Annotated in this window: 21 protein-coding genes; 13 read left to right on the plus strand and 8 right to left on the minus strand. The window is 53.5% G+C overall.

All coding sequences use genetic code 11. From position 1 onward, the window contains the following. The first annotated feature begins 161 nt into the window (after positions 1–161). The 5 genes from PSH64_RS01475 (at position 162) to PSH64_RS01495 (ending at position 3894) form a co-directional block, all read left to right on the plus strand. On the plus strand, positions 162–1448 hold the full coding sequence (locus PSH64_RS01475; RefSeq protein WP_305479744.1) for an OprD family porin: 1287 nt from the start codon (positions 162–164) through the stop codon (positions 1446–1448). Positions 1449–1678: 230 nt separating this feature from the next. Then, on the plus strand, positions 1679–2425 hold the full coding sequence (locus PSH64_RS01480; RefSeq protein WP_105348776.1) for a 2OG-Fe dioxygenase family protein: 747 nt from the start codon (positions 1679–1681) through the stop codon (positions 2423–2425). A 46-nt stretch (positions 2426–2471) separates the two neighbouring features. Next, positions 2472–2885: a GNAT family N-acetyltransferase gene (locus tag PSH64_RS01485; RefSeq protein ID WP_181150740.1), complete on the plus strand. Its 414-nt coding sequence runs from the start codon at positions 2472–2474 to the stop codon at positions 2883–2885. Continuing rightward, positions 2882–3598, plus strand: coding sequence for an AzlC family ABC transporter permease (locus PSH64_RS01490; protein ID WP_105348778.1), 717 nt, complete (start codon positions 2882–2884; stop codon positions 3596–3598). The genes PSH64_RS01485 and PSH64_RS01490 overlap by 4 nt, the downstream gene beginning before the upstream one ends. Continuing rightward, the gene (locus tag PSH64_RS01495) at positions 3577–3894 is read left to right on the plus strand and encodes an AzlD domain-containing protein (RefSeq protein WP_105348781.1); all 318 of its coding nucleotides are present in this window, start codon (positions 3577–3579) and stop codon (positions 3892–3894) included. Before PSH64_RS01490 ends, PSH64_RS01495 begins: the two co-directional genes overlap by 22 nt. Here the strand turns inward: PSH64_RS01495 and PSH64_RS01500 are convergent. Continuing rightward, the gene (locus PSH64_RS01500; protein ID WP_305479745.1) at positions 3811–4737 is read right to left on the minus strand and encodes a LysR family transcriptional regulator; all 927 of its coding nucleotides are present in this window, start codon (positions 4735–4737) and stop codon (positions 3811–3813) included. The genes PSH64_RS01495 and PSH64_RS01500 overlap by 84 nt on opposite strands. A gap of 624 nt (positions 4738–5361) precedes the next feature. Here PSH64_RS01500 and PSH64_RS01505 point away from each other — a divergent pair. The 8 genes from PSH64_RS01505 (at position 5362) to PSH64_RS01540 (ending at position 10249) form a co-directional block, all read left to right on the plus strand. Beyond that, complete coding sequence (locus PSH64_RS01505) at positions 5362–5772, plus strand: MbcA/ParS/Xre antitoxin family protein (protein ID WP_105348786.1); 411 nt, start codon at positions 5362–5364, stop codon at positions 5770–5772. Further along, positions 5772–6449 carry an RES family NAD+ phosphorylase gene (locus PSH64_RS01510; RefSeq protein ID WP_105348788.1) on the plus strand — a complete coding sequence of 226 codons (678 nt, stop codon included), beginning with the start codon at positions 5772–5774 and terminating at the stop codon, positions 6447–6449. Before PSH64_RS01505 ends, PSH64_RS01510 begins: the two co-directional genes overlap by 1 nt. A 208-nt stretch (positions 6450–6657) precedes the next feature. Continuing rightward, positions 6658–6879, plus strand: coding sequence for a 4-oxalocrotonate tautomerase family protein (locus tag PSH64_RS01515; protein ID WP_105348790.1), 222 nt, complete (start codon positions 6658–6660; stop codon positions 6877–6879). Continuing rightward, the gene (locus PSH64_RS01520; RefSeq protein WP_105348793.1) at positions 6876–7532 is read left to right on the plus strand and encodes a DsbA family oxidoreductase; all 657 of its coding nucleotides are present in this window, start codon (positions 6876–6878) and stop codon (positions 7530–7532) included. The genes PSH64_RS01515 and PSH64_RS01520 overlap by 4 nt, the downstream gene beginning before the upstream one ends. Positions 7533–7574: 42 nt before the next feature. Further along, positions 7575–8285 carry an SDR family NAD(P)-dependent oxidoreductase gene (locus PSH64_RS01525; RefSeq protein WP_105348870.1) on the plus strand — a complete coding sequence of 237 codons (711 nt, stop codon included), beginning with the start codon at positions 7575–7577 and terminating at the stop codon, positions 8283–8285. 314 nt (positions 8286–8599) lie between these two features. Next, a complete protein-coding gene (locus PSH64_RS01530) occupies positions 8600–8998 on the plus strand; it encodes a carboxymuconolactone decarboxylase family protein (RefSeq protein WP_007939479.1) in 399 nt (132 codons plus the stop codon). Between the two features lie 43 nt (positions 8999–9041). Next, on the plus strand, positions 9042–9320 hold the full coding sequence (locus PSH64_RS01535) for a hypothetical protein (protein ID WP_305479746.1): 279 nt from the start codon (positions 9042–9044) through the stop codon (positions 9318–9320). 179 nt (positions 9321–9499) lie between these two features. After that, positions 9500–10249, plus strand: coding sequence for a hydroxypyruvate isomerase family protein (locus PSH64_RS01540; protein WP_305481109.1), 750 nt, complete (start codon positions 9500–9502; stop codon positions 10247–10249). Positions 10250–10702: 453 nt separating this feature from the next. Here the strand turns inward: PSH64_RS01540 and PSH64_RS01545 are convergent, their stop codons facing one another. The 7 genes from PSH64_RS01545 to PSH64_RS01575 form a co-directional block, all read right to left on the minus strand. Beyond that, entirely contained in the window at positions 10703–10846 is a 144-nt protein-coding gene (locus PSH64_RS01545; protein ID WP_305481110.1) for a hypothetical protein, read from the minus strand. A 347-nt stretch (positions 10847–11193) separates the two neighbouring features. Then, positions 11194–13098, minus strand: coding sequence for an AAA family ATPase (locus tag PSH64_RS01550; RefSeq protein ID WP_305479747.1), 1905 nt, complete (start codon positions 13096–13098; stop codon positions 11194–11196). A 10-nt stretch (positions 13099–13108) separates the two neighbouring features. After that, the gene (locus PSH64_RS01555) at positions 13109–14824 is read right to left on the minus strand and encodes a restriction endonuclease subunit S (protein ID WP_305479748.1); all 1716 of its coding nucleotides are present in this window, start codon (positions 14822–14824) and stop codon (positions 13109–13111) included. After that, positions 14824–16305, minus strand: a complete 1482-nt coding sequence (locus tag PSH64_RS01560; RefSeq protein ID WP_134660394.1) for a class I SAM-dependent DNA methyltransferase — start codon at positions 16303–16305, stop codon at positions 14824–14826. The genes PSH64_RS01555 and PSH64_RS01560 overlap by 1 nt, the downstream gene beginning before the upstream one ends. A 394-nt stretch (positions 16306–16699) precedes the next feature. Next, the gene (locus tag PSH64_RS01565) at positions 16700–16975 is read right to left on the minus strand and encodes a hypothetical protein (protein WP_134660395.1); all 276 of its coding nucleotides are present in this window, start codon (positions 16973–16975) and stop codon (positions 16700–16702) included. Continuing rightward, positions 16972–17952 carry an integrase domain-containing protein gene (locus PSH64_RS01570; RefSeq protein ID WP_305479749.1) on the minus strand — a complete coding sequence of 327 codons (981 nt, stop codon included), beginning with the start codon at positions 17950–17952 and terminating at the stop codon, positions 16972–16974. The genes PSH64_RS01565 and PSH64_RS01570 overlap by 4 nt, the downstream gene beginning before the upstream one ends. A 907-nt stretch (positions 17953–18859) precedes the next feature. Next, positions 18860–20182 (minus strand): integrase arm-type DNA-binding domain-containing protein, encoded by a 1323-nt coding sequence (locus tag PSH64_RS01575; RefSeq protein WP_305479750.1) that lies wholly within the window; start codon positions 20180–20182, stop codon positions 18860–18862. Between the last annotated feature and the right edge of the window lie 69 nt (positions 20183–20251).

The following is a 20251-nucleotide window of genomic DNA, read 5'->3' on the forward strand; positions in this document are numbered from 1 at the left end:
CCAACGCCTGTGGCTAACCGCCATGACCGCACAAAACAATAAAAGGCCCGCCGCGAATTTTCGTGGGCGGGCCTTTTTGTTTTCGCGGTGAAAAAAGAGTGCGATAGCGCCGTTTCAGCTGTTCGGCACAGAGCGTATCAACCCGTAATAAGGAAAATAACATGTTGAACAAGCGAATCAGCCTGATCGCACTGGGGATGTTGAGCGCCACGCAGGCCATGGCTAACGACCAGGCCGAATCCAAGGGTTTTATTGAAGACAGCAGCCTGAAAGTGTTGCTGCGCAACGCCTATATCAATCGTGACTATAAAGACGGCAACCCGGATAAAGCCGAGTGGGGCCAAGCGGCCATCGGTACTTACTCGTCCGGTTTCACCCAAGGCACCGTCGGTGTGGGTGTGGATGCCTTCGGTCTGTACGCACTGCGTCTGGACGGCGGCAAAGGCCGCAGCGGCGCCGGTGGTATCGACTTCTTCAAGCAGGGCGACAGCGGCAACGCGGCCGATGACCTGTCCAGGTTCGGTGGCGCGGTCAAATTCCGTATCTCCAACACCGTCCTGACCTACGGTGACCAGATGCCGGCCCTGCCGGTGCTGAACTACGACAACTCCCGCCTGCTGCCGGAAAGCTATACCGGCACCTTGATCACCTCCAAAGAGATCAAAGGCCTGGAGCTGAACGCCGGCCGCTTCACTGCCGAATCGCGTAAAAGTGCTGAAGGCCGTGACAGTGGTGGCTTGAAGTCGATCAACGTATTGGGCGGTAGCTACCAGTTCACCGAACAGTTCAAGGCAGCGCTGTACGCTTCCGACGTTGAAGATGTGCTGAAGAAACAATACGTGAACGCCAACTACGTGTTCCCGATCGCCAAGGATCAGTCCCTGACCCTGGACTTCAACGGCTACCGCACCAAGCTGGACAATTCCTACGTCCGCGAAAACGGTGTCACCGGCGACGACAATAAAATCTGGAGCCTGGCGGCCACCTTCGCCACCGGCCCGCACTCGTTCACCCTCGCCCACCAGCGCAGCACCGGCGACAGCAACCTGGGTTATGCCTACGGTGGTTATCAGCGCGGCCAAAACCGTGTCGGCGATGGCGGCAATACCATTTACCTGGCGAACTCCTACTGGTCCGACTTCAACGCCGAAGACGAACGCAGCTGGCAGCTGGGTTACGGTCTGGATTTCAGCGCCTTCGGCGTTCCGGGCCTGAGCTACAACGTGGCCTACGTGCGCGGTGACAACATCACCACCTCCACCAGTGAAGGTGGCACCGAGCGCGAAATCTTCAACCAGTTCAAATACGTCGTGCAAAGTGGCCCGGCCAAAGACCTGAGCGTGAAGGTGCGCAGCTCGATTCTGCGTGTATCGCAGAAATCCAGCGAGTACAACGTCAGCGGCAACGAACTGCGCGTATTCGTGGATTACCCGATCAACATCTTCTGATGATCGGCTGAGTTGTTCAGACTCGATAAAAACCCTGACTGGTTCGGGGTTTTTTTGCCTCATAACCGTATAAAAACACCGAAAACGGCTGTTTTCGATCGTAAAAAGTCGAATTGAAGCAACTTCATCCTGCGTTTCAAGCAACGCTTGATATGCCTGAAATTCTTTCTCATGGGCCGTCAATCCGGCACCTACTAGATTAGGCCGCTTAATGCAGCGGAGACCTAGTAATGATCGTGTTGAACAGAGAAGTTGGCGAATCGCTACGGCGCGACAAGTATGTCAACGTCCAGGGAGCCGACTTCAATCTCTTCGGTCATTTTTCCGACTTCGTCAGACTGACCAAAAGTTGGGAAAACATGGAGCCGGACAGTTATTACGGCCAGGCCGATGCGGGCATGCGTTTTCGTCGCTACAGCGATTTTGAATACAACCCGGTTACCCGTGACTTGAAGCAATTGGAACACCGCGCCTACGTGCAATCGAAGGCCAACAACAGCTATGTCGGTGGACTGGAGCGGCACTTCCAGGACTTCTCCAATGAAGTCATCAATTCGCCGGTGATGCGCAGCCTCATCGATGCGGATTTCGAGGTGTACAAACACGTATTGCCGCCGGAGTTGCACGATGAAATCTGGCAATGCCAGATCCATCAGATCCGCATCGAGATCAAGCCGGGCAAGCAACTGGAAATTACCCCGGAAGGCATTCACTGCGACGGTTATCCGTTCAGCGGTGTGCATTTCTGGGGCCGCAACAACGTGGACGGAGCGGAGAGCCGTTTGTATTCGGCCCAAGAGGAACAGTTGGCGGCAACGACCTATCTGGAAATCCTCGACACCACGTACTTCCTCGATCGCGACATGCGTCACTACGTGACCCCGGCACGCAACATCCATGCTCACGAAATGGCCTATCGGCAGATCCTGGCCATTTCCTTCTCGCGGCCCGGGACCGCTTTCGACATTGTTCGCTGAACAGTTCGACCCCAGGATGAACATCGCCGAGTGCCCTGCGCCGGTGATGCTGCTGCGTGCGACGGCCAAGGATGCTCAACGTCTGGAGCGCTTCTTCCGGCAATTCGAAGAAGTTTCGTTTTGTGAATGGCAGGACGCCAAATGCCTGAGCGGTGTACTGGTGCAGAAAACCACCACTGCGTTCCTCGCGCTCGATGTCTGCGGCGAAGTGGTTGGCGCGGTGTTGGGCGGCATGCTCGGCAGCCGTGGCACCATCAATCATTTGGCGGTGAGCCCGTCGTATCGCAGCCAGGGTGTCGGTCAGCGCCTGGTGGAAGCGGCTTCGGCGGACATGAAACGGGTGGGTGTGCTGCGGATGTTCCTGTTTGTCGACGATGCTAACCTTGCCGGCAAACGTTTTTGGAGTGCCCAGGGCTTTTGTGAGCCGCGCGGCGAAACGACCTTTGAGAGGGACCTATGAATGAGACGTCCAGCAGCCAGCCGCTGATGGTCGAGCCCCAGCCCTCGCGCACGTTCGCTGAAGCCAGCCCGGTTGTTGCGGGCTACTTCACGGTGTCGTTCGTATTCGGTTTGATGGCCGTCAATGCCGGGTTGCCCGTATGGCTGCCGGTCGCGATGTGCCTGTTCGTCTACGCCGGCGCCTCGCAGTTCGCCGCCCTGGCGCTGATCTCCAGTGGTGCGTCGCTGACCACCATCATCCTCACCACGTTTCTGATCAATGCGCGGCACATGCTGATGTCGGTCTACATGGCCAAGGCCCTGCAGGCGATGGGACTCAGTCGTCTGGAGCGTTGGTGTTACGCGGGCGGGCTCACCGATGAATCGTTCGCCTTCCACAGCGTCAAGCTGGGCAAGGGCTCGCCGGTCAATGTGCGTTACCTGATCGGCTTCAATCTGTATTGCCACACGTCGTGGGTGCTCGGTGGTTTGCTGGGGGCGATCTGCGCGCAGTATGCGGCGCACCTGATCAAATACCAGCTCGACTATGCGCTGACCGCGATGATGCTCTACGTGCTGGTATCGCTGTGCAACACTCGCAACAAACTGATCGCTGCACTGGCCGCGGTCGCCTGCATGGGTGCCCTGAGCCTGATCGGCAACTCACCTTTCAACGTGTTCATCGCCACATTCGTGGGCTGCGGGGTGGGTGTATGCCTGACCAAACGTTCCTGATCCTGGTCGTTGCGCTGATGATGGCCGTGACGTTTCTGCCGCGCGCATTGCCGCTGCAGGTCAACACCGACCATTGGCCACCCCTGGTCGCCCGGGCGCTGGAATACCTGCCGGTGGCGATCGTCGCTGCCATCAGCCTTACGCCCCTGTTGATCAAGGATCAGCATGTACAGCTCGATCGCCCGGAATTTTATGCAGCCATTCCGACGTTGTTATGTGCGTATTTCAGCAAAAACCTCTTTCTCTCCGTTGCGGTGGGAACGGTTGCGTACATTGCGCTCGGCTCGTTCATGTAGCGGCAGGTCGATCACGGAATTCAAGGCCTGGCCCGATAGCTCGGGGTTATTGACCGCCAGCCGCACTTCGAGCGAATCCTCGAAATCCGGGAAAATGGTCAGGCCATTGCGCAGGGCAGCTTCACGGGAAACCATGCCCAGGCCGTCCATTTGTGTGATCAACGACAGCGTCAGGGTTTCGCTGCAGGAATAGATCATCCGCTTGCCTGAGTCGTAGTTGCCAAGGCCGGCGTCGAGAAAGCGCAAGAAGCTGTGGGAATACGGACAATCGTCGGCCGGACGAACCTGAAGCTTATTGCCGAGCAGCACCAGCGGGTCGTTTTCCTGACCGCAATGAGCACCGACCACCTGTACCTGCACATCAGGCAGGGCAATGCTGGGCAACCCCGGCTGTTGCGGCCCGATCAGCACCGCCAGGTCGAAGTCCTCATTCTTCAATTTGCTGAGGTTTTCCATCGACTCGGCATAGCTGAATTCCAGTTGATAGTCGGGAAACACCTCGATGAGGCGCCCGATCATTCGCCGGTTGAAGTCAGCCGAGAGGGTGGTGTTAAGCGCGACCTTGAGCGTGCGCTGCCCGGGAACCTTGAGCGCGGCGACTTTCTCTTCCATTTGCCGCGTGGCGACCAAGACTTTGTCCATGTAGGGCGTGAGCTCCGTGCCCTGGGTTGTCAGGGTCAGCCCCTTGTTGGAGCGACGAAACAACCGAAAACCGAACTGCTCTTCGACCTTGTTCAACTGCGCGGCCAATGCTTGCACGGTCAAACAGGAATGCTCAGCCGCCGCCGACAATGAGCCGGTCTGCACGATGCGCATGAGGTTGCGTAAGGTTCTGCTATCCATTTGGGTAATGCCCTCTAAAGTGGGCTGGCTATTGTTGTGGACCTTGCCGCCTGGTGGGTGTCGGTCGCGTGCTGGCTATGATCCTGCACCAGAGCATGCTTGTCCCGAGTTTAGTAGCGAAATGATTCTGCGTCCGATGGCTGGAGGCTGACACAGGATCGGGGTTTTTGGTGGGGGGCAGGTGATCGGGGTCAAAAAAGTGGCTCGAATCGGGCGGTTATCGGGTGTTTGTTTATCAACGACCCGCCCTTTTTCAAGACAAAAAAAAGCAGCCTGATCAGGCTGCTTTCATGAATGGGTGCTTGATATTGTGCTCCCTCAAGCAGGGGAGAAGAGGTCTCACCAAGCGTTGATTTCCAAGTCATCAACGGGGTTCCTCCGCCGACTATTGCCACTTGGAGGCAGTCGGTTTCGCGCTCTCGATTAAATTCTCTGCCTCTATCATGGGGGTGTCAACGTGAGTTTATGACCGTGCGTCGGCGTCTTTTTCGGGGGCCGAAGAAAGGCGAAATGCATTTTTCGGGACGGGGAACAGCCGATACGTTTACGAATAAAAAATATATTTTTGTTCGTATCTGTACTAGTCTGAGATCAAGACATCGAACATACAAGGAGGCCATCCCCATGCCTGCCTCATCCACTGCATTAAGCCCACAGCAACAACTCGAGACCCCCGAAGCCGGTCGAGTCGCGCTCAAGTTCTTCTTCAACCTCATGGAACGCTGGGGCTGCACCGCCGAGCAACAACGCACGCTCCTGGGCAAAGTCGGCAATACGACTTTCTACAAATACAAACACCTGCCGCCCAACGTGCGTCTGCCCCACGACACCCTGGAGCGCATCTCGTATTTGATGGGCATCCACAAAGCGTTGAGCATCATCTTCAGCAACAGTCGCGAGCGTGCCTACACATGGGTCAGCAGTCCCAACACCGCTGCGCCGTTCAATGGCCAGTCGGCATTGAGCTACATGCTGGCCGGTCGCGTGGTCGACATCGCTGATGTGCGCCGCTACCTCGACGGAGTGCGCGGTTGATGGCGCCGGAGCTGGCCGATCCGCAGTGGCCGCGGGCCTATCGGATCGTCAACAGCTGCTTCCCGCCGATCTCGTTGTTCGAAGACGTACTCGACCCCGAAGACCTGCCCACCGCCTATGCGCTGGAAGCCCTGACCAATGATCGGCTGATGGAAGAAGCCGGCGTGCTCGCCCGCGTACGCCCCGAAGACCGCATCTCCGGCCCCGGCTCCACACCGGTAATGGCTGCTTTCACCCACATCGGCAAAACCAGCCGCTTCACCGACGGCACCTTCGGCGTCTACTACGCCGCCAGCAGCCAGGCCGCCGCCATTGCCGAGACGAGCTATCACCAGGAACGTTTCCTCGCCGCGACCAACGAGCCGGACCTTGAGTTGACCATGCGCACTTACGTCAACCGGGTCGTCAAACCTTTGCACGACATCCGCGCCGACTATCCACACCTGCACGACCCGGATCCCGACGCCTACGGCCCGGCCCAGGCCTTTGCCCGGCAACTGCGCGAAACGTTGTCCTGGGGATTGCTCTACAACAGCGTCCGATTGCCTGGGCATGAATGTGTGGCCGCGTTTCGACCGCCGGCCGTGTCCATTCCCAAGCAGGGGAAGCACATTCGGTATGTATGGAGTGCGAGCAGTCGCAGGATTTCGTTTGTGTTTGAAGTCAGTGAGATGTGAAGCACGGCGAAACGCAAAAAGCCTCGATTGATTCGGGGCTTTTTTATGCGCGATATTTCAGAAAATAGCGATACGTTCCACCTGAACTCATTACGCCATGTCACTAATGATGTTCCCGCCCCCACCTTTATCCCCCCAAACCAACCTCTTACATTGAGCTCCACCCACCTACCCCTCATCCCGAAGGGCAGGTCACTGGAGACTCATCATGCCTTTTGTCAGCGTACGCATTACCCGCGATGGCGTTACCTCAGAGCAGAAAGCTCAGGTGATCGCCGAAATCACTGAAACCCTGGAACGCGTCCTCAACAAACGCCCGGACCTGACCCACATCGTGATCGAGGAAGTCGACACCGATAACTGGGGTTATGCCGGGATGACTACCACCCAGTACCGCAAGCAATTGGCTGAGGCGGAGGGGCAGTCATGACTGCGGCCGTCACCATCGATTTCATTTCCGATGTGGTGTGCCCGTGGTGCGCCTTGGGTGCGACGGCGCTGGAGCAAGCGATCGAGAACGTGGCGGGTGAAGTCTCGGTCGAGCTGACCTTCAAGCCTTTCGAGCTGAACCCCGACATGCCGGCTGAAGGCGAGAACGCGGTTGCGCATTTGATGCGCAAGTACGGGCGCAGCGCCGAGGACGTCGCCGCCGGCAAAGCGATGCAGATCGCTCGGGGCGAGGCCATTGGGTTCAAGTTCGATCTGGAGAAACGCAGCCACTTCCATAACACCTTCGATGCTCACCGGTTGCTGTTGTGGGCGTTGCAGGAAGGGCGGCAGATCGCACTCAAGAAAGCCTTGCTGCGTGCTTATTTCACCGACGGCCAGAACCCGAACGATCGCGAGACGCTGGTTCGACTGGCGGCGCAAGTGGGATTGGATGCGGCGAGTGCGCGTGAGGTGTTGGTGTCCGGAGCGTTTGCCAACGAGGTGCGTGAGCTGGAGGCGTTTTACCGCGAGCGCGGCATCAATTCGGTACCGGCCATGATTCTCAACGGTCGTCACCTGGTGTCCGGTTCGCAATCGGTCGAGTACTACGAACAGATGCTGAGGCAAATGGCGCAGGCGCCAGCCGAAGCTTGATTGATCACTTTTCAAACCATCATTTATCAGTTGAGGTTCATCATGAGCAATTCGAAAAAAGTCATCGTTATCACTGGCGCATCCCAAGGCCTCGGCGCAGGCATGGTCAAGGCTTTCCGTGACCTCGATTACAAGGTTGTCGCCACCTCGCGTTCGATCAAACCGTCCACCGACCCGGACATCCTCACCGTGGCGGGCGACATTGGCGACCCGGCAGTCGCTCAGCAAGTCATTCGTGAAGCGATCACCCGTTTTGGCCGCATCGACACCCTGGTCAACAACGCCGGGATCTTCGTCGCCAAGCCGTTCACTGCTTACACCCCTGAAGACTATGCCGCGGTGCTGTCGGTGAACCTGAATGGTTTCTTCTACATCACTCAGCTTGCGATTGCCGAGATGGAAAAACAGGGTAAAGGCCACGTCGTCAACATCACCACCAGCCTGGTGGACCACGCGATTGACGGTGTGCCATCGGTACTGGCGTCGTTGACCAAGGGTGGCTTGAACGCGGCGACTAAATCCCTGGCCATCGAGTACGCCAAGCGCGGGATTCGGGTGAATGCGGTTAGCCCTGGCATCATCAAGACGCCGATGCATGGTGAGGAAACCCATGAAGCGCTGGGGAGTTTGCACCCGGTTGGGCATATGGGCGAAATCGGCGATATCGCTCAGGCTGTGGTGTATCTGGACAGCGCCAACTTTGTCACCGGGGAAATCCTGCACGTTGATGGTGGGCAGAGTGCGGGTCACTAAGACCTGTTTTTTAAACATCAGAAACAACAAAGCCCTCGCGTTTTTGCGAGGGCTTTGTTTTGTATGGTGCACGCTTTACCAGCACGTGCATCATCCGAAGATCGTCTCTTAGCCAACCCGCCAAGTCTGATAACTCCAGGTACTGAGCGGTACGTCATTGCGCCCGAAAAGTCTAAATCCATCCTGTTGTTTCTACGATGGTTAAGAGTTCATTTGCTGAAGTCGTGCTGCAGCCGGCTCTGGCATGGCCGCCAGGGAACTAAACTAGTTATATCTCTATAGAAGATGTCTCTACAGAGGTAAGGAGGTGTCAAATGGCCATTCGTGATACCTATCAGGAAATTGAACAGACCCTGGGTCTGGTTCCGGAGTGGATCAAGCAGATGCCGGAAGGCGGCGCGATCGGATTCTGGGGCGTAGCCCGGGATTTCTGGCTGGCAGATACCAAGATTCCTAATAAGTACAAGGAGTTGATAGGTCTGGCGGTATCCGGGGCGACCCGTTGCAAGTATTGCGCTCTGTTCCATACCGAAGCCGCGCGCTTGTTTGGCGCGAGCGATGAGGAAATTTCCGAAGCCAGCTTTATGGGCTCGCTGACCATGATGGGCAGCACCTTTATTAACGCCCAGCAGATCGACTACGAGCAGTTCCGGCAGGAAACGCTGAGTATCGTCCGGTATGTCAAAGATCACTCGCAACCCAAAGCCGCATAAGCCGTTGCGAGAACCTGCCCTTCGCCAGCTGACGAAGGATAAGTTGATTGCAATCACCAGCGGTGGTCCCAGGACCACCGCTCGGTGGCAAGCGGCTGTGCTGCGAGCCATCAGCGAACTCATGCAATCCAGCGATACCGCCCGCGAAGAAAACCAGGACCTGCGCATCCCCTTCGCCAAAGCACTCCATGACCTCTATGCGGGACAGAAGTCCGACGCCGAGTTAACGGAAATGGTGTTGCTGATGCTGGAAGTGGAAACCGCCCCTTTTATTGGCAAAGAGCCTCAGCCAGGAACGGTATCTGGGGACAATGACCTCTGAGAAGTGGAAAAGGGACAACTTTATGTTCCCAAATGGAAACCATCGTTTATCCCATGGTTTTGAGCAAAAAAGACCTGCACGATTTGAGCTTGCTGACAGCGTCAACCTATAGTGCAGTGCCGGAGTTGCAAAGGATGCTCCAGGCTGATGATTTTCTTCCCAGGATGGATATTTACCCAATGCTCAAGTTCAATGCTCATCTCGGCTTCCAATTCAATGAATTGCCTTTTCTGCAACGCATCGAAGCAGCCGCCGCAGCTGGTTTTCGGGCGGTGGAGTTCCCATCACCCTATGAGTTCGACGCGAGTCTCTTGGCCGACCATCTGGCTCAATACAGTCTGCCATTGATTCAATTCGCTGCACCGGCTGGCGTTACCAAAGGCATCGCTGCCTTGCAGGGCAAGGAGGAAGAGTTTCGCAACGGATTGCTCCGGGCCGCCAGCTATGCAAAGGCGCTGGCATGTTCGGATGTCCATATTATGTCTGGTGTTACGACGCAGGATGACGCAGGGCGTGTCTTCGGGAGCAACCTGGAGTATGCCGTCAAGTACTTCGAGGATCAGGGTTTGCGGCCGCTTATCGAAGTAATTTGTGCGCAGGAGATGCCGGGCTATTACATGGCTGACTTCAGCAAGGCGCAACAAGTGCTGGAAACCTTCCCGAGTGTCGGGCTGATCCTCGATCTTTACCATGCCCAGCTTCTGACTGGAGACGCAGCAGATATTCTGGCTCGGTTTTACGACAGAACAGTTCATGTGCAAATTGCCGACTGCCCGGGGCGCCACGAGCCGGGAACGGGGAGCATCGACTTTGCAGCCTTGTTCGCGGCACTGGAGCAGCGTGGCTACACAGGATGGATCGGGTGTGAATACCGGCCTTCCGGCTCTACGGTGGCGAGTCTTGACTGGATTAGGCAGTTAAGTGCTTAGCGCTGAAGTGAAATTGTGATGGGGCGGTGTGCAGGTAGATTTGGCGCAGGGGAGGATTAAGACGGTATCTACAAGGGTTGTTTTTCTAGATGCCAGAAACAACAAAGCCCTCGTATTTCTACGAGGGCTTTGTTTTGTATGGTGCGGCACCAGGAGTCGAAAAATAACACAAGTGTATAATTTTTAAGATGATTATTGTTATTGGTGGGGAACTCTATCTCTAAATCTATCCCCAGATACTTGTCTGATCGCTTTCAGCTGTCAAAAATATCCAAAGCAGGATGCGTAGGGGACCACTTTGCGCCAGAATTGCTGTCGTGATTCACATGACCCCTATTTGGGGCCGCGGCGGTCTACTAACGGTTAACTGCAGCAAACGACTCATCTGCCTTTTTCGCGGGGACAGCTAACGGGCATATACAGTCATGGCGAACCTACAAACGCAGCTACGTCTCAGTGGTAGGCCGCGCCATCACACTCAATACCCATTAAATAGCGGCCAAGCTGGCAAGGATCGCGAACAGCCAGATCGATGAAGAAGCCTGCGGCACCGAGCGGAGGCTCGCACTGATAGCTTTGGCGCTCTAGCTCCTCAATAGCGGCGAATTCCCAGTCATAATCTGACGTCTGCCTGTTTCGCGGTTATACAGCATATGGCCGATTCGGCGAACTGTAGGAAGTGGCGCAGGGCAAGCACGCCGCGGCTGCATATACCTGTAGTAAGGAAATCACTCCGCTCATCCTAACCAAACCTCATCAGGCCCCCGGCAAATTAAGGGGGGCGATGAGACTACTGACTACACTCTGAATCATTCGCACGACTTGTAAGCCCTAAATTCGGCGCTACTCTCTCCCTGCTGAAGTAGTTTTAATTTCTTTTGCGAACTCTATACTGAAAACGTCATCGCACACCAAGTGTAATATGTTACGGAAGAAACTAATATTTACTCGGTGCGACACTTTGCAATGATAAAGTCGAACAGTGGTCTGAACGGGGCAAAGTATTCGGCCGATAATGTTGGAACGAAAGTTTTAGCGAACTCAACTTTATCCCCAAAAAATTCAATAATTTCGCCACCACCAGGAGTCGGCCTCAGCCTAAACCATTTTCCCATTTGTTCTTCGCTATAGAAAAGCAACTCAATAGACAAATGGGAGTCCTGGCCACGCCCCCATGGCTTACCTGTTTTGTCCAGAACTTGGCACTTGAGCGCATCAACATTAGGCACAGGAAGGAGCGTGGCGTAATGGTGAGGATAAACGAGTTGCTTTGTTAAACCTAGATGAGGGTCGGTGACTTCGTCACGTGCCTTCTTTAGACCATTCCAGTCATCGAAAGCCTCATCAAAATCAAACAAGGCAAACATTTTCCGCTCAGGAAAGTTATTCTTCAAATCTTCGCGAGAAAATAGATTTCTTAAAAATATACGATCAAATGCATTTTGTATTCCGCAGGGACACTCTGCATCTGGATAAAGTTTTGACCAGGCCAATTCAAGAATCATTTCATCTGTGATTCCTTCTGCAAACAGAACTGCACCTGATGTGCCTCGAAGGATATGATTTATATTTAATCTAGCTTCGCTCTCTGAGAACGAAATCAGTCCAGCAGACAGCGAACGGATAATTTCATCTTTATTCGCCCTACGGGACGAGACTTTGGTCCCATCAAATGAAATCAGATTTATCTGATTCTGGTCAGCGCTAGTAATAGTAGACGCACTGTGACTACTCATTAGTATATGGTTATTCCTTACAGCCTTACTCGTGATTTCGAACACCTGCTTGAGGAAAAGAAACTGCCATTCTGGATGTAAAAACGCATCTGGTTCATCAAGTAATGTCAAGCAGTTCCGGCCCTTGAAGAGCTCGACTATGGAATAAATATATACCGATTGAAACTGACCGTCGCTGAAGTGATTAAGGTTACCTTCACCTCCGGAGATAAGCCGCAGGGGAACCGAGACATCCGCCAACATTCCCAATGTTTTTAGATTGTCAAAATAAAGGAATAAATCCTGCAATTTATCTGCGAATGCCTGCTGAAGCTTATTGATTGAAATATACAGTACATAACGATCGCTACCGGAAAGATAGCCCTCAGTAACTGTTAGCCCTTCTGAATTTCCCCAAGTACAGCTCCTCAGAATATCCAAAAAGTCCTTAGTAATACCCTGAGCTTTCCAATATCGATCATCATCATTATTTTCGAAATTGAACTCATCTTTTCCTTCGGCATACTCGGGGCGCCGCAACTCGATACGGAGTACAGGTTCGGTGACTTCAACGGTCCCAGGCTTGGTGATGCCTAGTTTTTCGATTCCCAGCTTTTTAGAAATAAACGTACGAGCTGTAGTTCCTTCAGGCTGCACTAGTAGCACCGCAAGCAACAGAGCTTTGTACTCAGGTCCGATACCAATGAAACGCCGTGAATCTTCAAGGCTGGCTCCCTTGATGCGGCGCCGAAAACTCTCCGTGTAGCTATCTATAAGATTTGATACGGTAGTGTTGTGGCCAGAGTAATAAATCAGCACATTATCAGGAAACGGTGTTTGGCCTAGACTTGTACGATTTTGGTCCTTGTTGATACGCAGCTTACCGCCATTCCACTCAATCTCGGTCTCGATACCGTCGATCTCGTAGTTTATTTTGTAGTCGAACGCTATCTCATTATCGGCTCGTTCCAGCTGATCGAGATGGCGAAAAATCTCAATAAGAGCTTCAAATAGATTGGATTTTCCACTGCCGTTAGTACCGACAAAAACGTCGATAAAATTGCTGTCTTCAAAGATAAGAGAAAAGTCACGTAAGTTTTTGTACTGGGCGATGTAAAGAGATTTTAGGCGCATATATAGGTACTCACGCCTGTGCCAGGACGGATTTAAGTAGTTCAGCCTGCTTCGTAGTAGAGGCTTGAATCTGATGCTCCAACGCATCGCATAACTTCATGAGGCGTTCAACGCTATCAACAATTTTCTTTTGTGTTTCAAAAGGTGGTAGTGGTATTGGAAGGCTGACTAGCGCTTGTTGGTTGATTTTTGGCATCGTCCCAGAAGTACCTGACGCATTGCTCCGAAAATAGTCACGACTTTGCTCAGAGCTCATAACGTAATATACGTAGTCAGTATCAACTTCTTTAGTTAGTCTAATCTTCATCATAAGATCAGGGTAGATATATTTTTTTGATTCCCCTCGATAGACTGCGGACACACCAACGTATTCCATCGAATTTCCCCTTTGAACCAATATATCTCCGTCCTGAAGCCATAACTTCGAGTCCTCGGGCACGTCAATATCAAGGTACTTGTAAAACTCCTCCTTGAACTTTCCGCTAGTTGTGGCACTCAGAGTAAGAGAACGCACTTTTGTTTCATATTCGACAGCTTTAGGAGAAAAACCATTTGAGGGACCGAAAATGATTAAATCTTGAAGATGGACCCATTGCCATCCGTCGGGCAAAGGGTAAGACATATTCTCCGACGTCAAGGGCCGCTGTGGCTTAGGCGCCTTGATTTTTCCCTCCTTGAGCAGCAAATTTTTTTCGCTGTGAATTTTTTGTATCAAAAAATTGGAAGGTGACGCATTTTGGATCGACGGCACAAGTTTTCCTAGAACCGCCAGTTGTATAATAGCCTTGCGCAGTTCGGTAACGTTTTGCGTGACCGTGTAAAGTTCGGAAAAGTGCCGACCAATAAAGTCTTGTGCGCGCAGTTGGTCATGTGCTGCTGAGGAGGTCAACAGTTGCTTAATAGCTGCTGCATTAATGGTGATCCTTTTTTTCTTTCGCTCCGCACGTAGTTTTTCCAGCGTATCGCAGCGTGCCATCAACTCGTCAAGTTTGGTAACAATGCGGTGTTGCTCCGCCAAAGGCGGCAACGGAATAAGATGAGAGAGAACTGTCGATGTGTTTAGCTCGATCTGATTTGTTGTGCCGGACGCGAAACTCTCGATTTTCGATTGAACCATAGGACTTTGAATCCAGCGCCAAAGGAAGCTCTTATCAATCAATAACGAACGAACAACTGTCACGTGCGTGTCAGCTACTAGCTTTGCCCCATCAAAAGAGTCAGGAACTAAGCAGGCTCGGCCAATAGTACCTGTCCCTGTCGAATTCCACAGAAGATCGCCACGGCGTAGAAATCGGATTGATTCATAATTTTCTAATGAAGAAGGATCAATATACCGGGCCGGCTCTATATCTAACCCATTCCAGCGGACACACTTTTGAGAAATCACTTTATTTGGTGAGATTTCCACATAGCTTGGACTTTTACCCCGCTGAATATATGAGCAGATAGAGCCGAGTCGCACCCAAATCCATCCCTGTGGCAGTGCGTATGGTTTTTCCTCAGTAGTTACTGGCCGCAGTGGTTTTGGAACTTTGATCTGACCTTCCGCTTGTAACCTGCTTTTATTGGCTTCGATCTCTGCGAACAATTCACTACCTGGCTGGTCATTCGGATCTTGCGAAACGAGTTTGCCTTGCATGGCCAGCGTCAAAATAAATTCACGCAGTTTCTCTACGCCATTAGGTGCTTCAAAGGCAGCGTCAAAATGCGATGCTCTAATTACCATTAGAGAGGTCCTGTCGCAGTTTTGAGCGCTGTCAACAGTTCAGCTTTCAGGGTCTCTTGAACCTCCTGCAACTGACGGGAAATCTGTTGATACTCAGCCATCAGTTCTTCAGGATCGCTATGTTCGATTTCAAATTTATAGGGGTTCTTGCCTACTTTATCGAGGTTGTAATTTTCTTCTACAATCTGCGTAGCTGAGACCTTCCAAGCGTTTGGGGTCGTTTTACGACCTTTCCGTGCCGCTCCACCCCACCAGGCTTTTTCAAGATCGAACTCTTCGATGGTTAGAGGCTTACCACGTGAATAGCTTTTGTAACCAGCTGGGTAGGGATGCTCAAAGAACCAAACATCTTTGGTAGGGCCACCTTTTTCGAAGAACAGGATATTGGTGGAAATACTGGTGTAGGGCGCAAAAACGCCCTTGGGCAGACGCACGATGGTGTGGAGATTAAACTCCTCTAGAAGCTCACGTTTGAGTGTTGTTTTGACACCTTCGCCGAACAAAAAGCCATCCGGTAACACTACAGCAGCGCGACCAGTGTCATGTTTGAGCAATCGCATGATTAGTGCCATGAAAAGGTCAGCTGTTTCGCGGGTTTGATACTTTGCGAGAAAATTCTTTTCGATGTCATCCTCTTCCATGCCTCCAAAAGGCGGATTGGTTATGATGATATCTACGCTGTCGAGTGCGCTATAGTCTTTGAAGGGACGGGCCAGTGTGTTTTCATGGCGAATATTTGTAGGAATATCAATTCCGTGCAACATCACATTGGTCATAGCCAACATATGAGGCAGAGGCTTTTTCTCCACACCATGGATGCTTTCTTGCAGGCGCTGCCGGTCTACCGGTGTTTTAACTAATTTCTTGAGACTTTCGATGGCGCAGGTGAGAAAACCTCCTGTGCCGCAAGCTGGGTCAAGGATACTTTCGCCGATTTGGGGATCGAGGACATCGACCATAAACTGGGTGACTGCACGCGGAGTATAGTACTCGCCCGCATTGCCAGCGGATTGTAAGTCAGCCAAGATTTTTTCGTAGATATCGTTGAATAGATGGCGATCATTGGGAGAATTGAAATCCACATCTTCTTCGATGGTATTGATTACCTGACGTAGCAGAGTACCAGACTTCATATAGTTGTAGGCATCTTCAAAAACCGAGCCTATGACGCGTCCATGAGCCGACACACCCGCAGAGATTGCCAGCTTCTTCAGCGAGGGGAAAAGATCATTATTGACGAAGTCAATTAGTTCGTCTCCGGTCATACCGTCCGAGCTTTTTGCCCAATTCTTCCAACGAAAACGGCTCTGCAGCGGCGACTTGTAACCAGCAATGCTGGTTAGCCATTCCTGCTCTTTGTCATCGAAAATTTTCAGAAACAGCAGCCAGCAGATCTGGCTGATGCGTTGGGCGTCGCCATCGATACCGACGTCTTTTCGCATGATGTCCTGAATGGATTTGATGAGGGTTGCGAGAGACATGATTACTTCCTAACATTAATTTTTCAGGTGGCGCGCTGCGTTTGTTCGAATACGTAGATGACTTATAGATCTTACCGCCGAAAACTCAGAATGAATGCAAGGGTGACGGTGATGGCATTGCATCCTAGAGTCAATGGACGTAGGGGCGATTCAGTCTTTCCGGCCAAGAAAGCCTTGGCTCACTGGGTAGTCACTGCTTCCTCCTCTCAACCTGGCAGGGAAGAATGTATAGCTGATATCGCCAGGTTGACCGCAGGCATGACTAGGCCACAATTTTTTAGCCTCACTCCAAGAGGCGCAACTCGGCAAAAATGGGCGTAGCGCCGAGCGCCTGCTTGTGGCCGGCCGCGAACAGATACATTGTCGACCGTGGCTATCGAAATTCGATGCTCGTTCAGAGATCGAGCATCCAACATTTTTCCAACCGACGAGCGAGCAGCCGTAAAGTCAGCAAATAGTAATACCGCGTCTCCGCACTGCGCTTGGCTATGTGATGATCGAGAAACCAAACCACATGCTTTCTCTGCCAAGCCCAGGGTGTCTCTCGCTGCCAGCGGTCCGCAATTTTAGCCTGGATAATTTTCGCTTGCCGCAAATGGCGTTGCTGCGTCGCGTGCGACCCGGTCAGCACGCCAGCCAAGAACAACTCCATATCGAATGGCTTACTCATGCTCGCCCCCCAATATAGGCGGCAACTATATCAACTCGACCGTGCCCTAGCTCACAGCTGATTTGCCTTCGGGCCTCACGATCAAGGCGTCGGTCTATCTGGCAGCATCTACCACCGTTTATAGGCGCGCGGTGCTGGATGATCTGCTCATAGCGCTCACAAGCGTACGCCGCCCGTAATTCATGAAAGCCTTTTAGTTTGAGTGCATGGAGAATGCCCCGCGCAGGACGGACGGCTTCCCGCAGAACGCTCAGGTAGCTCTCACTTGGAGCAATCAGGTTGCGGCTACCCGCGGGCGATACCTGCTCCGCAAATTTAAGCGCATCGCTAACATGGTCATCCACCACAATCCAACGAGGCGCCGAGGCACCGGAGCGGCCGCCTTTGGTGCCGTCCTGGATGTTGATTTTGCCGAAGTCTTTAGCCTCACGGCTTAGCCGTGGTAAGTCAGCCAAGATGGCCTCACGCAAACGCATGCCGGTGGCTCGTGCCAACTTAACGATCGCTGCGGCCCGTAGCTGGTGATGGCTGCAAAGCGCGTCGACGATCAGCTGAACCTGTTCGCGGTCTTGGCCTTGCGGTACCGCGTGACGAATCCCGCTACGGCGCATACCCAACGCCTCGCTCGGACTTGGCAATTTCACACACTGATCACCGCGAAGCGCTGCCATGGTCCTGTTAACGCTGGATAGCCGGTTTTGGGCAGTGCTGATAGCAAGGTGGCCCAGCCCAACCAGGTCATGAAGGTATGCCGCATAATCCGACATTATTTCCCGATCAATCTGCCGCGCATCATTGATTCCGGGACCTTCTTCGGAACGACACCACTTCACGAACGACTGCCATCGATCAGAGTGCGCTTTGACCGTGCCGTAATGGCCACCGCCGAACATGTCTTTTAGAGCCTGCGGCCCTGCGTAGCTTAATTGCCTGCCGTAGCCGAAATTTCGGCCATCACGTCTACCCACTAACGCCATGTCGGTTACCTCATATCCTTTTCGCCGGTCTTCGCCCCACTTCATCCCGCCAAGAATGCTGAGTGTTATCAGGGATCAAGGCCCCTGCGGCCTGTGGGGATGTCCACTAACGCGGGACTAGCGACTCCTTACGACCGGGAGCTTGGGCATCTCATGATCTGACCTCCTGAGCACTTCCGAAGAAGTGGGCGGGTGGAGGCTGCACTGGCTGACGAGACCAGCGCCGCGAGATCCTGAGTCAGGTGAAGGCAGTGATGCGATGACCGGGGCATGCCTGACAGTCAGTCAGGTGCAGTCCATTCCTTGGGCTGCGGCACCATCATCTGCATCTCTGTTGCTGGTGATTTCGGTGTTTGTCACGCCGATTGTCACGAGGGGGAATGCCGCAAAGCCTTGTACGAGTTGGGCTGCAGCAGTGGTAGGAGCGCCCGTCTCTTTCCGGGAGAAAGAGACGGGCGCAGGTTGGCGCACGGGAATGGCCGAGCGGATAGGTTGCTGCAGGGCAGCTATGAAAGGGGGATGAGTTGCCGCAGTGGGCACACTGGTAAAAGTAGGCATCCATCACATCGCTGTGACCGTGCGAGCCGCCGGACGCTAATCGCACTTTGGGAGAACCACCACAGTGTGGCGTAGCCTTAAAGGTTCTGGCTACCTGGGGTTGCTGTCAACGACAGCGCTTTGCCCGATCTTTTCTACGCCTGTGGATAATTCGGGTCAAGGCTCGATTTTTTGGGAGTTCTGCGGCTGTGGATGAAATTATCCACCGGTGGAAATCTGTGGTTTTCCACAGACAGTTGCGTGGGCTTTAGATTTTTTAAGTGAGGTCCATCCAAGCAGGGCGGCTTTGCAGCCCTGTTTGGATGGACCCGCGTGGACAAGCGGATCACTGAGATATGAGACCGAGCGCTTACTCGGTTGCGCCACGTTTTGCTTTTAGGCGAGTAACGTTCGCTCCGGTCTGGTTCGCGAATTCATGCGGAGTGACGTGCTCCTGCCGGTTGGCCTCCAGATACCGGCTCCACCAGTTCATGATCAGCCTACGCTCCTCGATGAACTCAGCCTTGTGAATGTAAGCGGCGCGGACGTTGTTGCGTTCCTTGTGGCTCATCTGTCTTTCAATGGCGGTCTCGGACCACAGTCCAGATTCAATCAGCGCACTACAGGCCATTGAGCGAAAGCCATGGCCGCAGATTTCAGTTTTGGTGTCGTAGCCCATCTTTCTGAGTGCGCTGTTCACCGTGTTTTCAGACATGGGTTTCCAGGGCTTGGCATCGCCTGCAAACACCAGGTCGAATTTGCCGGTGAGGGCGTGGATCTGTTCAAGCAGGGCAACGGCTTGCGGCGATAAGGGGACAAGGTGGATGTCCCCGGCCATCTTCGTACCCCTTGTTGAAAAGGGTACGCCGTCCAACGCAGGTCGAGTGTCTGGTATCTCCCAGGTGCCGCGCTTGAGGTCGAACTCGCTCCAGCGGGCGAAGCGCAGTTCGCTGGAGCGGACGAACACATGCAGCGAGAGCATGACCGTCAGCCGGGTAAGTGCGCGGCCTTTGTAGGTGTCGATACGCTCCTGCAATTCAGGCAGACGCGATAAGGGTAGAGCGGGACGATGAATCACTCTCGGGGCTTTGATCAAACCTTCGAGGTCGTAGGCAGGGTTTGCGGTGATCTGCCGTGTACGCTTCGCCTCGCGCATGATGCTTTGCAGGTAGTTTTGTACCCTTAAAGCGACGTCAATCGTGCCGCGCTTCTGGATCGCCTCCAGAGGTTGCATCAGGTCATGGGTGTCCAGATCGACAATAGAGCGAGCGCCGATCAGCGGGAAGACATGGGTTTTGAGGCGGCTCAGAACGGTCTTGGCATGGCCCGGTGCCCATTTGGCAGACATCGCTTTGTGCCATTCCAGTGCAGCGCTTTCAAAGGTTCGGCCTTTGATTGCGGCCTGCGTCTTGGCTTGGTGTTTGGTCTCTATGGGGTCGATGCCTTTCGCCAGCATCCGCTTGACCTCCAGGCGCTTGTTGCGAGCATCGGCGAGGCCGACCACGGGGTAGCTGCCGAACGAGGTCAGTCCTTCGCGGCCATCAGGTTTTACATACCTGAGACGCCAGCCTTTACGGCCATTGGGTTGGACTAGAAGGTAGAGGCCGTCGCCGTCGAAAAGCTTGTAAGCGCGGTCGGTGGGCTTGGCTGAGCGGCAAGCCGAATCGGAGAGTGGAGCAGTGGTGCGCGACATAAGGGTACTCCCCCTTTATCGAATTACCTTACCCCTAACACTACCCCTAAAACGGTTGGAATCCACCAG

It is taken from the genome of Pseudomonas sp. FP1742 (genome assembly GCF_030687145.1).
GTDB classification, from domain to species: Bacteria; Pseudomonadota; Gammaproteobacteria; order Pseudomonadales; family Pseudomonadaceae; genus Aquipseudomonas; species Aquipseudomonas frederiksbergensis_D.